General features: G+C 69.7%; 15 protein-coding genes. 10 read left to right on the forward strand and 5 right to left on the reverse strand.

What is annotated here, in order from left to right:
* The first annotated feature begins 39 nt into the window (after positions 1–39).
* Complete coding sequence (locus tag AB0O24_RS11700; protein ID WP_363375021.1) at positions 40–1,017, forward strand: LacI family DNA-binding transcriptional regulator; 978 nt, start codon at positions 40–42, stop codon at positions 1,015–1,017.
* Between the two features lie 44 nt (positions 1,018–1,061).
* Here the strand turns inward: AB0O24_RS11700 and AB0O24_RS11705 are convergent, their stop codons facing one another.
* Complete coding sequence (locus tag AB0O24_RS11705; RefSeq protein WP_363375024.1) at positions 1,062–3,122, reverse strand: sucrose-specific PTS transporter subunit IIBC; 2,061 nt, start codon at positions 3,120–3,122, stop codon at positions 1,062–1,064.
* A 67-nt stretch (positions 3,123–3,189) separates the two neighbouring features.
* A complete protein-coding gene (locus AB0O24_RS11710) occupies positions 3,190–4,659 on the reverse strand; it encodes a GH32 C-terminal domain-containing protein (protein WP_363375027.1) in 1,470 nt (489 codons plus the stop codon).
* A 184-nt stretch (positions 4,660–4,843) separates the two neighbouring features.
* Between AB0O24_RS11710 and AB0O24_RS11715 the strand changes: the two genes are divergently transcribed.
* Positions 4,844–5,293: an AAA family ATPase gene (locus AB0O24_RS11715; protein ID WP_363375029.1), complete on the forward strand. Its 450-nt coding sequence runs from the start codon at positions 4,844–4,846 to the stop codon at positions 5,291–5,293.
* Between the two features lie 86 nt (positions 5,294–5,379).
* Here AB0O24_RS11715 and AB0O24_RS11720 read toward each other — a convergent pair whose 3' ends face one another.
* Together AB0O24_RS11720 and AB0O24_RS11725 are read right to left on the reverse strand one after the other, a co-directional pair.
* A complete protein-coding gene (locus AB0O24_RS11720) occupies positions 5,380–5,700 on the reverse strand; it encodes a hypothetical protein (RefSeq protein ID WP_363375032.1) in 321 nt (106 codons plus the stop codon).
* The gene (locus AB0O24_RS11725) at positions 5,697–6,350 is read right to left on the reverse strand and encodes a hypothetical protein (RefSeq protein ID WP_363375035.1); all 654 of its coding nucleotides are present in this window, start codon (positions 6,348–6,350) and stop codon (positions 5,697–5,699) included. Before AB0O24_RS11725 ends, AB0O24_RS11720 begins: the two co-directional genes overlap by 4 nt.
* A 108-nt stretch (positions 6,351–6,458) precedes the next feature.
* Between AB0O24_RS11725 and AB0O24_RS11730 the strand changes: the two genes are divergently transcribed.
* Complete coding sequence (locus tag AB0O24_RS11730) at positions 6,459–6,941, forward strand: nucleoside deaminase (RefSeq protein ID WP_363375037.1); 483 nt, start codon at positions 6,459–6,461, stop codon at positions 6,939–6,941.
* 85 nt (positions 6,942–7,026) lie between these two features.
* Positions 7,027–7,617, forward strand: a complete 591-nt coding sequence (locus AB0O24_RS11735; protein ID WP_363375040.1) for a DUF305 domain-containing protein — start codon at positions 7,027–7,029, stop codon at positions 7,615–7,617.
* A gap of 224 nt (positions 7,618–7,841) precedes the next feature.
* Here the strand turns inward: AB0O24_RS11735 and AB0O24_RS11740 are convergent, their stop codons facing one another.
* Complete coding sequence (locus AB0O24_RS11740) at positions 7,842–8,342, reverse strand: small multidrug efflux protein (RefSeq protein ID WP_275801279.1); 501 nt, start codon at positions 8,340–8,342, stop codon at positions 7,842–7,844.
* 152 nt (positions 8,343–8,494) lie between these two features.
* Here AB0O24_RS11740 and AB0O24_RS11745 point away from each other — a divergent pair, with 152 nt between their 5' ends.
* The 6 genes from AB0O24_RS11745 to AB0O24_RS11770 all read left to right on the forward strand — a co-directional run bounded on the left by AB0O24_RS11745 (position 8,495) and on the right by AB0O24_RS11770 (position 13,409).
* Positions 8,495–9,661, forward strand: coding sequence for a histidine kinase (locus tag AB0O24_RS11745; protein WP_363375043.1), 1,167 nt, complete (start codon positions 8,495–8,497; stop codon positions 9,659–9,661).
* Positions 9,658–10,260 (forward strand): response regulator transcription factor, encoded by a 603-nt coding sequence (locus AB0O24_RS11750; RefSeq protein ID WP_275801283.1) that lies wholly within the window; start codon positions 9,658–9,660, stop codon positions 10,258–10,260. The genes AB0O24_RS11745 and AB0O24_RS11750 overlap by 4 nt, the downstream gene beginning before the upstream one ends.
* Positions 10,261–10,437: 177 nt before the next feature.
* The gene (locus AB0O24_RS11755; protein ID WP_363375045.1) at positions 10,438–10,722 is read left to right on the forward strand and encodes a hypothetical protein; all 285 of its coding nucleotides are present in this window, start codon (positions 10,438–10,440) and stop codon (positions 10,720–10,722) included.
* Positions 10,719–10,877 carry a hypothetical protein gene (locus AB0O24_RS11760; protein ID WP_363375048.1) on the forward strand — a complete coding sequence of 53 codons (159 nt, stop codon included), beginning with the start codon at positions 10,719–10,721 and terminating at the stop codon, positions 10,875–10,877. Before AB0O24_RS11755 ends, AB0O24_RS11760 begins: the two co-directional genes overlap by 4 nt.
* 265 nt (positions 10,878–11,142) lie before the next feature.
* Positions 11,143–11,877 carry an ABC transporter ATP-binding protein gene (locus tag AB0O24_RS11765; RefSeq protein WP_363375127.1) on the forward strand — a complete coding sequence of 245 codons (735 nt, stop codon included), beginning with the start codon at positions 11,143–11,145 and terminating at the stop codon, positions 11,875–11,877.
* On the forward strand, positions 11,853–13,409 hold the full coding sequence (locus AB0O24_RS11770) for a hypothetical protein (RefSeq protein WP_363375051.1): 1,557 nt from the start codon (positions 11,853–11,855) through the stop codon (positions 13,407–13,409). Before AB0O24_RS11765 ends, AB0O24_RS11770 begins: the two co-directional genes overlap by 25 nt.
* The last annotated feature ends 9 nt before the right edge of the window (positions 13,410–13,418 follow it).

Consider the following 13,418-nt stretch of genomic DNA (forward strand, 5'->3'; position numbering starts at 1 on the left):
CCGGTCCGTGCGACGGGCTGATCCGTCCGGGGAGGGTATGTGTCGCGTCCGACCCTTGCCGATGTGGCGGCCCGCGCCGGTGTCTCGGTGACCACGGTGTCGCGGGTGTTGAACGACCGCGGCTACCTCAGCGACAGAGTCCGCGCCGATGTCCACCGGGCCATCGCCGAACTCGGGTACCGGCCGAACGAGGTGGCCCGCTCTCTTCTCGGCCGGGGGACGCGGGTCGTGGGGCTGATCGTTCCGACGGTCGCCGACCCCTTCTTCGGCGAGTTCGCCGCCGCGGTCGAGGCGAACCTCGCCGATCGGGGGTATCGGACCCTCCTCTGTGACAGTCTGCGCAGCGTCGAGCGCGAAACGGCGTCGCTCGAACTGCTCCTCGCGCACCAGGTCGCCGGGGTCATCACCTCCACCCACAATGACGACGTCGGCTTGTACCGCACGGCCGGGCTTCCGATCGTCGCTCTCGATCGGCGACTGGGTCCCGGCATCCCGGATGTCCGAAGCGACAACCGTGCGGGTGCCTCTCTCGCGACTCGCCTGCTGGTGGATGCCGGGTACCGGCGCATCCTCTTCGTCACACCTCGCGACGACCTCGGCTCGGCGCGCCGGTCGGGCTACCGCGAGGTCGTGGGCGCGCACGGACTGACGGAGTCGTTGCTGGCGTACGGCTTCGGGTCGAGCCTCGACGAGAGGCGAGCTCTCATCGAGAGCGCCCTCGACGAGGGCGGCTACGACGCCGCGTTCTGCACCGACGACGTCAGCGCCCTGATGGCTGTGGAATGGGCGCGCACGCGGGGCGTTCGGGTTCCCGACGACTTCGGAGTGGTCGGGTACGACGGATCGGCGGCCGTTCGACATCTCGCTCCGACCCTGACCACGGTGCTGCAGCCCGTGGATCGGCTGGCGGACGAGTCGGTCAGGCTGCTCATGCAGCGCATCGAGTCACCCGACGGCGATGTCCCGGCCGAGACGGTGCTGCCGGTGACGCTCCGCCGCGGCGAGACCGTGCGGTAGCCGCGGCGCGACCGGCAGGGGCGCGCCGCGACGACCGCGCCGGATCAGGCGTGCGGAGCGACGGGGTTCCGGTGCACGTGGAAGATCGGGTCTCCGGGTGCGACGTCCGCCGCCTCGACGGAGTCGACGACCTCGAAGCTGTCGGAGTTGGTGATGACGATCGGCGTCGTGATCTCGTACCCGGCGGCGCGGACGGCCGCCCAGTCGACCCGTGCCAGCGGGGTGCCCACCTCGACGCGCTCGCCCGCGGCGACCAGGGCGGTGAAGTGCTCGCCCTTCAGGTTGACGGTGTCGATGCCGATGTGCACCAGCACCTCGATGCCGTCGTCGGTCGTGATGCCGTAGGCGTGGCCGGTCGGGAACACCGCGGTCAGCACGCCGGCGACCGGTGCGGTGACATCGCCGTCGCTCGGCACCACGGCCACGCCGCCGCCGAGCACGCCGCCCGAGAACATCGGGTCGGGCACCTCCGAGAGCGGGATCAGCCGGCCCCGCGCGGGCGAGACGATGTCGATGCGTGCATCGGGCAGATCGGATGCCACGGGGTCGGTGGCGCTGGTGGCGGCGACGTCGATGCTGACGTCGGGTGAGTCGACGGCCGCCGACGCGTCGAGCGGTGCCACGCCCTCGGTCGGGTCGAGCGAGCGCCCACGGGCGACGCGCCAGCGGCCGTAGCCAAGGGTGGCGCCGAACGACAGCACGAAGCTGATCAGCGCGCACAGGAGGAAGAGCGGGATCGACGAGGGCTGGATCGAGACGAAACCGATGAGACCCGCGGCACCCAGGGAGATCGCCTTCACACCGAGAGCGCTGATGAAGCCGCCGGCGACGGCCGCGGCACCCATGCCGATGAAGAAGGGGAATTGCAAGCGCAGGTTGACGCCGAAGATCGCGGGCTCGGTGATCCCGAGGAGGGCCGAGAGACTCGAGGCACCCGCCATCGCCCGGAGCTTGGAGCCGCGGCGAACCAAGAGGAAGACGGCGAGGCACGCGGCGCCCTGCGCGATGTTGGCCATCGAGGCGATCGCGAAGATGAACGAGCCGCCCTGCGCGATGAGGCTGAGCTCGACCGCGGGGAAGCTCTGGTGGAGCCCTGTGACGACGATGGGGGAGTAGGCGAGTCCGAACAGCGCACCGCCGACGAAGCCGAAGCTGTCGTACACCCAGGACAGGCCGAAAGTGATGGCGTCGCTGACCCAGCGCATCGCGGGACCCACCACGACGAAGGTCGCCATGCCGGTCACGAGCAGCGCGATCATCGGCGTGAAGAGGAAGTCGAACGTCCCCTTGAGCACGCGGCGCAGCAGCTTCTCGCACAACGAGAGCAGGTAGACGACCGCGAGGACGGGGATGACGGTGCCCTGGTACCCGGCCTGTGCGACGTCGAAGCCGAGGATGTTCCAGTAGGTCATGGTTCCGTCGGCGATCGCCTGCGCGACCGAGTAACCGTTCACCAGCGACGGGGTGACCATCGCAGCCCCCAGGGCCGCGGACAGGTAGGGGTTCGCGCCGAACCGCTGACCCGCGGAGAAGGCCACGAGCACCGGAAGGAACGCGAAGGCGGCCGATGCCAGGAGGTTGATGAGCGCGGCGGGGTCGGCCAGCCACGGCAGCGTCGTGGTCACCGCATCGGGGCCGAACAAGCCCGGCGCCGTCAGCACGTTGTTGAGCGCCATCAGGAGGCCGCCGGCGATCAGCGCCGGGAGGACCGGCACGAAGATGTCGGACAGCATCTTGATGAACCGCACGACGACGTTGCCGCCTTGGCCGGCGACCTGTTTGACCTCGTCCTTCGACGCGGCCCGCACGCCCGACAGCGCGACGAGCTCCTCGTAGACCTTGTCCACGTCGCCCGGGCCGATGATGATCTGGAACTGCCCGCCCGCCTCGAACGTGCCCTTCACGTCGGGATCGGCATCCAGCGCCGCCTGATGGATCTTGGTCTTGTCGACCGTCACGATCCGCAGTCGGGTCGCGCAGTGCGCGGCCACCTGGATGTTCTCGGGTCCACCGAGCGCGGTGAGAACGGAGCGGGCGACGAGGTCGTGCTGCATCGGGAAGTCCTGAAGGTCGACGGCGGTGAAGGGGAGGACCGATTGACACACTCTGTCAAACGTTTGACATAGTAGGGTGCTGACCCGGCTCCGCCCAAATGGGCGACGTATGTGACGCTCAGTGCGCGGAGAACGCCGACGACTCGCCCTCGACGAGGGTCACCCCGCCGCCGACGGCCTTCAACGTCACGGCGACCGGCCCCGGCGCGAAGAAAGCCCGCGCGGTGAATGCCACCGTGCCGTCGACGATCACCTCGACGACCGACCGGTCGATCAGCAGGTCGATGGTGCGGACAGCGCCCGCCGGGGCGGGGAGGGCGACCTCGCGTCGAGCCCCGCCGTCGACGTAGCGCGTGGCCGAGCGATCGACGGTCAGGGCGTCGGCGTCGAGATCGACGGTGAGGGGGGCAGCGTCCGGTCCGATCCGCAGACGGGCCTGCGCGCCGTCCGCGATGCGCACGCGGAGGGTGAGCCAGCTCGTCCGCGCATCGCCGGGCACGGGGAGGGCGAGGCTCTCGTCCCCTTCGAGGGCGGCTGAGTCCAGCGGGATCGTGACGCCGAAGTCCGCGCGGTCGACGGCGGGTGCCTGGTGAAGCACGCCGCCGCGCAGCGTGAGGCGTCTCGGTGCCGACAGCGTGTGCACCCAGTCGTGGGCTCGCGAGGGCTGATCGTCTTCGGCAGGCATGCCCGCCCACGACAGCAGCAGAGCATCGCGGGTGGTGCCGCGCCCCGCGAAGACCTGCGGTGCGTAGAACTCGAAGCCGGCGTCGAGCAGCCGGAATCCGGTCGTGTCGCGAAGGTGGGTTCCCTCGAGACGGCCCACGACGTACCCGCAGACGTCCGCGACGCCGAACGGATTGATCGCGGGGTCGGTCGCGCCCTGGGGGCAGATCACGAGCACGTCGTGTTCGAACCCCGTCTCTTCGTCGGTCAGCCGGAAGATGTTCGGGCATTCCCACATGTACCCCGCGGATGCCGCGTCGAGCCCGTCCACCGCGAGCTCACCGTCGAAGCGCCACGGGCCGGCCGCCGACTCGGCGCTGTACAGCAGCACGGCACCGGTCTCGTCGGTTCGTTGGACGCCGATGCACATCCGCAGACGCCCGCCGTCGCACGCGTAGACCATCGGGTCGCGGAAGTGCGCCGTGTGCCCCGGGGGGCGGGCGGCGTCGGGCACGACCGGGCCGTTGACGTTCTTCGTGAACGTGACGAAGTCGTCGGTGTGCACGTGCACCTGGTGGGCTTCGCGGGTGCCGTCGGGGTGCTTGACGTTGCCGGTGTACAAGAAGTCGGCACCCGTGTCGGCGGGAATCGCTGACCCCGAGTAGCAGCCGTCGCGGTCGTAGTCGGCATCCGGTTCGAAGGCCATGCCGTGGTGGGTCCACCGGATCAGGTCGCTCGAGGAGGCATGTCCCCACCCGATGCCGGCACGATCGGGAAACGACGGTCCCCACTGGTAGAACGCGTGTGCCACACCATCCACCACGATGAGCCCATTGGGGTCGTTGATCCGCCCGTACGGGGCAGAGAGATGGAAGGAGGGGGCGTCGGGGTCGGTCAGGGTTCGCGCGCGGCGCTCGAGATCCATGACTGTCAACCCTAGAGGTCGGGCGGTGACCCCCTTTTCTCGTCGTGCGAGCCGCGAGCGATCGCGTTCCAAACGATCAAGTGGCTGGGCGTCGCGTACTTGCTCTCCCTCAGCGGCGAAGCGCCGGGATGCCGAGTATGCCAGCGAACCCGCAGGGACCATCTCACCCGGGTAGCGTGACGGCATGGCGAGGGTCCTGATCACCGGAATGTCGGGCGCGGGGAAGTCGACGGTGCTCGGCGAGCTGGCCGCGCGCGGATATCGCACCGTCGACACCGACTACGACGGATGGACCGACGGCAACGGCGGTCCGTGGGATGTCGACCGCATGACCGCACTGCTGGCCGCGGAGTCGACGGTCGTGGTTTCGGGGACGAGCGAGAACCAAGGCTCCTTCTGCGACCGTTTCGAGCACGTCGTGCTGCTGAGCGCCCCCGCGGAGGTTCTCCTCGAACGGGTGCGTGCTCGCGCGAACAATCCGTACGGTCACACCGCGGCACAGCAGCAGGAGATCCTCGCCTACGTCACGGCGGTCGAGCCGCTCCTCCGGCGGAGCGCGACACTCGAACTGGACGGGACGCTACCCGTCGGCGAGCTGGCCGACGTGGTCGCACGGCTGGCTGGCCCGTCGTGACGCAGAACCCGTTTGTGGAACGGGACGGTCTTCGGCGTCACCGCGAGCGGATCGGTGGTGCGCAGCTGCTTCGTGGGCGGCGGGGGTCAGTTCGTCCGCGAGTGCAGGTACTCGCTGAGTCGCCCGGTCGTCAGAAGCTCCTCGCCGAGGGCGATGAGGTGTCCGCCCGAGAGCGGGAACGCGCCGGATCGCTCCGTGAGGGCGGCCGTCCACTTCGGGTCGCAGTCGAGGTCGCGGTAAATCGAGGTGGGGCCGTGATTCAAATGGACCGCGACGATTCCCGACTCGAGATGCGCGGGGTCTTCCTGGGGGAGGACGTGCACGGTCGCGTGGGCGACGCGATCTTGCTTCTCGTAATCGGTGACCCACTCGGAGATCTCGGCGAACGTCGGGCGGGCGCAGGTCATGCGGTGAGATGTACGGCCCGGGGTGTGACGGAGCTGCCGGGAGCCCGCCCCTGCTCGCGAAGGATGCCGCGAACCCGGGAACGCCCCTGGTCCGCGGCATCCTGATCGTGACGGTCAGGGACGCCCGCCGCACCGTTGATCGCGAACACCGCGGCGTTGTCGGCGGCGATCTCGCTCGTGGTCTGCGTGATGTTCTCGCCGAACTGGTTGTTCGCGAAAGCCGACCGCAGATCGGTGGCATCGCCGAGCACGACGTCGGCGACGTAAGAGGTGAGGGCGTCGGTCGTGACCGTCGACAGGGTCACCGAGGTGGAGCCGTTGCTGTAGCTCGTGTCGGTGAGGGTGGTCGCCTCCGGTTCGGGTGTGGTGGTGGTGACCACGGCCGCGTGCTCGGCTTCGTAGGCCGCGACGTCGGTCACCTCGACGTGCGGGATGAGGAATCGGTCGGCCGCCCACCACGTGACCCCGCCCGCCACGAGCACGAGACTCAGGCCGCCCGTGAGGAAGGCGCGCCGGGCGACGCGGCGGCGCGGGGCGCGTGCGCGCGAGGTCTGTGCGCGCGAGGTCTGTGGGTGCGAGGCCCCCGGGTGCGAGGCCAGGTCGGCCGCGTTGCCCGGGGCGGTGTCGGGGGTGCTCTGCTCGGGGTCCATGGCACCAGAGAAGACGCCGATCCCTGTTCGCGGCCAAAGAGCGCCCTACCCGCGGCCAAGAGAAGCTATGGGAGTGCTATGAGCGTCGCGACCCGCCATCATCGACTCATGGCCGACACCCTCGACACGACCGACCTCGCCCACCTCCGCCGAGCGATCGAGCTCTCCCAGCTCGCTCGCGATCACGGCAACCACCCGTTCGGCGCGCTCCTGGTCACCGGCGACGGCCGCGTCATCGAAGCCGAGAACACCGTGCTCACCGACCGTGACGTCACCGGCCACGCGGAGACGAACCTCGTGCGCCGCGTGTGGAAGGAGGTGGATGCCGCTGAGCTGCCGGCATCCACTCTCTTCACCTCGTGCGAACCCTGCGCGATGTGCTGTGGTGCGATCTTCTGGGCGGGGATCGGCCGCGTGATCTACGCGCTCTCGGGGACGGGGCTCATCGCGCTCGCCGGACCCGAGGACGACGGTGCGGCCCTCGATCTGCCCTCGCGCGACGTCTTCGCGCACGGCGGACGGGACACCGTCGTGTCCGGGCCGCACCTGCAGGAAGAGGCTGCGGAGCCGCACCGCGACTTCTGGGGCTGACCTGATCGCCACGGTGGGCAGTGCTTCGCGCGCCTCAGTACCCTGAGGCCGACACCGCTTCATCAGCCACCAGGAGGACGCCCCGATGAGAATCCGTTCCGCGTCGATGGCCGGCGCCACGCTCGCTCTGCTGCTCGCGATCGCCGGATGCGCCGGCACGGGGAGCTCGATGTCGGGCATGGACCACGGCGATCACAGCGCACCGCCCGCGTCGAGCGATCGGAACGACGCTGATGTCATGTTCGCGAGCATGATGATTCCTCATCACGCGCAGGCCGTGGAAATGTCGGACACTCTGCTCGCGAAGGACGGCATCGACGAACGCGTGACGGCGCTGGCGGAGGACATCAAGGCCGCCCAGCAGCCCGAGATCGACAAGATGCAGGGGTGGCTGGAGGGCTGGGGAGTGGATGCCTCGAACGCGGGATCGATGCACCATGGCGACGGCATGATGAACGCGGACGACATCACGGCTCTGGAGAAGGCGTCGGGTGATGAGGCCGAGCGATTGTTCCTGTCTCAGATGATCCAGCACCACCGCGGCGCCGTCGACATGGCGCAAGAGGAGATCGAAGCGGGGTCGAACACCGCGGCCGTCTCGCTCGCGAGGAGCATCGTCGAGACCCAGATGACGGAGATCGCCACGATGGAGCAGTTGCAGGCGAAGCTGAGCTGACCCGGGTGCGGTCTCGAGGTGCTGACCGGGTGCGGCCCCACCGACGCCGCCGTGCCCGTTCGCTCGGGACGCCTCCGTTCGCTCGGGACGCCTCCGTTCGGCGAGGACGCACCCGTTCGGCGAGGACGCCCCCGTTCGGGGCCCATCCGGTGCGTCCTCGACAAACGGGTGCGTCCTCGCGGGGATACGACCGCGACCTGGGTCCGCGGCCCGCCCTCCCGGGCTCACGCCACCGCGCGGATGACTCCCGTGATGATCAGCGTGATCACCGTCGTCCACAGGGCGATCGCCGCGGCCTGCCACGCGAGCACACGCATCGGCGGGACACCGGTCGAGGTGAGGGCCGCGGCCGTGAACTGCGTGGGCAGCAGCAGGGGGCCGAGCAGGCTCACGCCGGGCGTTCCATAGCGGTGGTACGCCCGCTCGAACTTCTCGCGGCGCGCGGTGACGGGCTTCTCGGCGCCGCCCCGCCGCGTGGTCACGGCGGTGCGCACACGCGAGGTCGCGAGCACGACGATGGCGACGCAGATCAGGTTGCCGACGGCTCCGGCGAGAGCGGCGACGATCGGCGGGATGCCGCCGATGATGCCGATCGCGGCAGCCCCCTCGCCCTCGATGAAGGGCACGGCGCCTGCCAGCGCGACGACGAGGGGCTGGACGAGGTCGGGAACCTCGGCGACGAGGTTCTGGAAACCGAGGACGAGGTCGGAGACGGGGTTCGACATGGCTGCTCCTGGGGGATGAGACCGCGGCGTGTTCCGCGGTGATTCCATCCCAGCGAGAGCGGCCCTCCGGCGGCAGTGTCACGGTGTCACGGTGAATCGGGAGGATGTTGCGCCCCACCCATGACGAATGTCACGGCCGTACAGTGGCCGGGGTGAGCACTTCCCCCGCCGCCGCCTACGCCCGCGACGTCCGCGTGACGTGGTGGTACACGGTCGTCTCGATCATGATGCTGCACGTCTTCGGCCTGGTGATCTGGGCACTCGTCCTCGTCCTGAACGAGCCGGTGTGGATCACGGTGCTGTACCTGGTCGGGGCGGGCGGGTCGGTGGCATCCGCGATCCTGCTGCTTCTTCACTACCGGCGCGAGCCGCTCGACGACGGCGATCCCAGCGCCCGGCGCCCGGTGTGGCCCTGGGTGCTGGCCGGAGTGGTGTCGGCTGCGCTCGCCGGAGCGGCGGCGGGCTCCCTGCTGCTCGGTGCCGTGCTCGTCGCCCAGGCCCTGTGCCTCGTGCGGTGGCGCGCGGGTATCCGCCTTCGTCTCGTCGTGCTGCTGACCGTCGTGATCATCGCCGCCTGGGTGATCGAGGCCACTCGCCTCAACCCGGGCGGGTACGTCGCCCAGATCCTCGGGATGGGCATCTTCATCGCGATGCTGCCGCCGTTGACCGCGACCTCGCTGTGGTGGTGGGACATCGTGCGTGAGCTCGATCGCGCCCGTCGTGCGGAGGGTCGTCTCGCCGCCGCGCAGGAACGCCTGCGCCTCGCGAGCGATCTCCACGACCTGCAGGGACACCACCTCCAGGTGATCGCGCTGCAGCTCGAGCTCGCCGAGAAGATGATGGGACGCGATCCCGAGGCGGCTGTGGAGCAGGTGCGGGCAGCCCGCGCGAGCGTCGACGACGCGCGGCGCGGGACCCGCGACCTCGCGGCCCGCTTCCGCGGGGTACCCCTTCCCGACGAGCTCGCCAACGCCGCCGATCTGCTCCGCGCGGCGGGTCTCACCGTCGAGCTTCTCGTCGACACCGAGGCCGGCCGCGCCCCCGCTGACGTGCTGGGGCCGGTGATCCGCGAGTCGACGACGAACGTGCTCAAGCACGGTGGTGGGGTCTCGGCATCCCTCTCCCTCGCTCGACACCAGGGGTCGTGGGTGCTGATCGTCGAGAACGACGCGCGCGCCGCAGCGTCTCCGGTCGGAGACGGCGCGGGGCTGTCGGGAATCGCCGAGCGCGTCCGGCGCGTCGGCGGAACAGTGGATGCCGCCCACGCGGGCGATCTGTTCCGAATCACCGTTCGCGTGCCCGAGGAGGTGCCGGCATGATCCGCGTGCTCATCGCCGATGACGAGGACATGATCCGTACGGCGCTCGCCGCGCTGCTGCGGCTCGAGCCCGATCTCGAAGTGGTGGGGGAGTGCCGCGACGGCGAGAGCGCGATCGCCGAGGCCGAACGGCTGCGCCCCGACGTGTGCCTGCTCGACCTCGAGATGCCCGGGCTCGACGGCGTCGACACGGCAGCGCGGATCCTGCGGCGTGTGCCGTCGCGGTGCGTGATCGTCACGCGTCACGCGCGTCCCGGCGTGCTGCGGCGCGCGCTCGGTGCGGGGGTCGACGGCTTCCTACCGAAATCACGGCCCGCGGATGACGTGGCCGCGGTCATCCGCGAGGTCGCCGCCGGGCGACGCTACGTCGACCCCGAGATCGCCGCCGACGCGCTGAGTGACGAACGGAGCCCGCTCACCGACCGCGAACTCGACGTGCTGCGGGCGGGCGCGCGCGGGGAGACGGTGGCCGAGATCGCTTCGGCACTGCACCTTTCGGCCGGGACCGTGCGCAACCACGTCTCATCGGTGCTCGGGAAGCTCGGGCTGGCGAGCCGGCAGCAGGCGACGATCCACGCGCGGGAGCGAGGCTGGATCTGAGCCTCGGCGGAAGCGCTCCACAGCAGGACCCTCGGCGGTCGCCGCCGGTGTGAGTCACGTGGCGGCTCGAGCCGTGAGGAACTCGGAGGTGAAGCATGGCTGCCACGGCCGTGCGGATCGGGACTCTGAGACGGATATGGCGTGAGCGAGGAACCATACGCCCTCTATCATGCGGACATGTCGACTACTCTGCCGCGCGCCGCCTTGGGCTGGCGGTACCGCGTCGCTGCGTGGCTCGTGATCGGGCAGGCAGTGGTGATGGAGATCGGCGCGTTGCTCGCGCTCCCCGTCCTCGTCTTGCTGGGCGTCGGCCAGGCCGACGTCGGCGAGCGCTTCCACTTCGCGCTGCCCTACTTTCAGGACAATCTCTCCCTGCTGATGGTCATGAGCGGAATCTTCGGCGTTCTGCGACTCCTCGGGGGCATAGGCGTGTTGTGCGATCGACTATGGGTCTCGCGTTGACCGTCGTGATGTGCGTGGTGACTCTCGTGCTCATGATTTTCTTGCTGCTGGCCGGCATTGCAGACGGGCTGCTCTCGGGCGGGGCGCTCGTGCTCATCGCGTTCGCGTGGTTCGGGCGGCGCTCCATCTCCGCGCGGCGGATTGCCGAGCACTGAACGACGACGACTGCCGTGATTCGGCGTGCCGTCCGTCGAAGGAGGGGCGCGATCGCCTGGTGCGGGGTGAAGACAGGTTCGGGCGAGTGACGAGTCGCCGGCGGTGGCTTCTTCGCACGTAGGCCAGCTCGTGCTCAGTGTTGTTGTATCCGGACAACAGGAACAGCGGCGAAATGTGGAAGTAGTTCGGCAGAACGTCACAATCGCACCGCATTCTTCCCCTATTCTCAGCAATATGACAGGGGCTATTCAGGTTGCGGGTGTGATGAAGAAGTTCGGCGACGTGACCAGCGTCGACGGTCTGAACCTCACCATTCCGCAGGGTTCGTTCTACGGCATCGCCGGTCCGAACGGCGCGGGCAAGACCACGTCGATCCGGATGATCACCGGGCTGCTCGAGCCGGATGCCGGCACGATCGAGGTCGCGGGAGTCTCGGTGTGGCCCAACCCCCGGCACGCGAAGGCCCTTCTCGGATATGTCGCCGACAATCCGCCGCTGTTCGGACGCCTCACCGCACGCGAAATGCTCGATTACGCGGGAATGCTGCGCGGAATGGCATCCGCCGACATTCGCAGCCGCGGCGACGATCTGCTTCGCGTGCTCGACCTGGAAGCCGACGCGGGGCGGCCCATTGCCGACTTCTCGCTCGGGATGACCAAGCGCGTCGGCCTCGCCGTCGCGATGCTGCACAGTCCGCGCGTGCTGATCCTCGACGAGCCGTTCGGCGCCTTGGACCCCGTCAACACGCAGGTCATGGAGCAGATGCTGCAGCGCTTCCGCCAGGGCGGCGGCACCGTCGTCTTCTCGAGCCACGTTCTCGACGTGGTGCAGAAGCTGTGCGACCGCGTGGCCATCATCGCCAAGGGCACCCTCGTCGCCGAGGGCACCGTGGCCGAACTCGCGCCCCACGGTTCGTTGGAGGAGGCGTTCGTCGATATCGTCGGCGGCCGCGACCTCGCGGAGGGGGATCTCGCATGGCTCTCGTCCTCGCCCGCCTGAGGCTCGCGATCCAGATCGGGGGCGCGCGCGCCTCCGCTCTCGGCATCGCCACCTTCGCGCTCGGCTGGGCGCTCGGCATCCTGGTGGGGCTGTGCGGCGGAGCGCTCGTGGCGACGCTCGACTCCGGTCTCGAGGCGTTCGGCGATCTTCTCGTGCTCCTGCTGTTCGTGGCGCTGTTCGTCGGGTGGGCCGTGCTCCCCATCACCACCCCGCTGCCGATCGCGAACATCATCGACCCCACGGTTCTCGAGCAGTACCCGCTCAGCAGGACCCAACAGGTGAGCGGCCTGCTCCTCGGCGGACTGTTCTCGCCCACGGCGGCCGCGACGTTCCTCACCGCGATCGGCGGCGTCGCGCAGATCCACGTCGATGTGGCCAGCCGGCTCGCCGCGGTTGCGGCCGGGCTGCTGTTCACCGTGATGTGCGTGGCGACGTCGTACGCCGTGCGCGCCCTGTTCGCGGAAGCGCTGTCGGCACGACGCGGACGCGATCTGGCCGTCGTCCTCTCGGGCCTCGTGGTGGTCTCGATCTACGTTCTGCCGCACGTGTTCGCTCCGATCCTGGGGGTGGCCGAGAACGCGGGGGCGATCTTCGTCACGATCTTGACCTGGACGCCTCCCGGGGCGGCAGCGGCCGTCGGCTACGTCCTCGATGCGGGCGACCTGCCCGGTGCCCTCGCGCGGTTCGGGATCGTGGTCGTGACGATCGCGCTCGCCCTTTTGCTCTGGGGTGTCGCGCTGCGGCGGCATGTGAAGGGCCACACGGCTCGTGCCGTGGCATCCCCCCATCACCGTTCGGCGCGCGAGCTGCCGCTCGTGCCGCCGGTGCTGCGCCCGTTCTCGGCCGGTGCGGCCCTCGGGGCGGCGAGCCAGCAGTTGCGCTACTACTTCTTCCGGGCGCCGCGTGCCGCACAGTTCCTCATTGTCGGCCCCGTCGTCGGCGTGATGTTCGCTGTGGCGCAGGTGCATACGACGGGGCTCCCGTTCGCCGCGGCCATCGGAACCGTGGCGATGGCGTCGGGCGTGCTGCTGAACCTCTTCGCCTGGGATGGGCGGGGGATCGAACTGACCGTACAGACCGGTGCGTCGCTCGCCTCCGTGCTGCGGGGCAAGATGCTGGCCGTATCGCTGTTCCTCGTTCCCGCGGTGGCCGCGGTCACCATCGGTCTCGGAATCGCGAGCGGGACCGCCGACCAGATTCCGACCGCGCTCATCTCCGCGCTCGCCGCTCTGGCCCTGTCTTTCGCCGTCGGCGCGGTCTCGAGCTCGCGGAACGCGTACGACCAGGAGGCTCCGCAGGGGGACCGCAGCACGCTGGTGGTGCGCGCGCTCGGCGCGTCGGGTGCCGCCATCGGCCTCGTTCTCGCGGCCGGATGGCTGAGCTCTTTGGTCCAGGCGTTCCTCCCGGTGGACCTGGTGCTCCTCGCCGCGCTGGTGCTGGCCGTGGTCGGTGCCGTCGTGGCGATCAGGGTCAGCGGGGACTACCTCGATCGGCATCCCGATCGGCTCCTCGCCGCTTTCTCCCCGCGCTGACCTCGCTCG

Source organism: Microbacterium sp. NPDC086615, from assembly GCF_040686055.1.
In the GTDB taxonomy this organism is placed as follows: domain Bacteria; phylum Actinomycetota; class Actinomycetes; order Actinomycetales; family Microbacteriaceae; genus Microbacterium.

What these genes read in the sequence shown, in the direction of transcription:
- AB0O24_RS11710 (WP_363375027.1), bottom strand. Translation starts at nt 4,659, where the DNA reads ATGGATCTCGAGCGCCGCGCGCGAACCCTGACCGACCCCGACGCCCCC.
- AB0O24_RS11715 (WP_363375029.1), top strand. Translation starts at nt 4,844, where the DNA reads ATGGCGAGGGTCCTGATCACCGGAATGTCGGGCGCGGGGAAGTCGACG.
- AB0O24_RS11720 (WP_363375032.1), bottom strand. Translation starts at nt 5,700, where the DNA reads ATGACCTGCGCCCGCCCGACGTTCGCCGAGATCTCCGAGTGGGTCACC.
- AB0O24_RS11725 (WP_363375035.1), bottom strand. Translation starts at nt 6,350, where the DNA reads ATGGACCCCGAGCAGAGCACCCCCGACACCGCCCCGGGCAACGCGGCC.
- AB0O24_RS11730 (WP_363375037.1), top strand. Translation starts at nt 6,459, where the DNA reads ATGGCCGACACCCTCGACACGACCGACCTCGCCCACCTCCGCCGAGCG.
- AB0O24_RS11735 (WP_363375040.1), top strand. Translation starts at nt 7,027, where the DNA reads ATGAGAATCCGTTCCGCGTCGATGGCCGGCGCCACGCTCGCTCTGCTG.
- AB0O24_RS11740 (WP_275801279.1), bottom strand. Translation starts at nt 8,342, where the DNA reads ATGTCGAACCCCGTCTCCGACCTCGTCCTCGGTTTCCAGAACCTCGTC.
- AB0O24_RS11750 (WP_275801283.1), top strand. Translation starts at nt 9,658, where the DNA reads ATGATCCGCGTGCTCATCGCCGATGACGAGGACATGATCCGTACGGCG.
- AB0O24_RS11755 (WP_363375045.1), top strand. Translation starts at nt 10,438, where the DNA reads ATGTCGACTACTCTGCCGCGCGCCGCCTTGGGCTGGCGGTACCGCGTC.
- AB0O24_RS11765 (WP_363375127.1), top strand. Translation starts at nt 11,143, where the DNA reads ATGAAGAAGTTCGGCGACGTGACCAGCGTCGACGGTCTGAACCTCACC.
- AB0O24_RS11770 (WP_363375051.1), top strand. Translation starts at nt 11,853, where the DNA reads ATGGCTCTCGTCCTCGCCCGCCTGAGGCTCGCGATCCAGATCGGGGGC.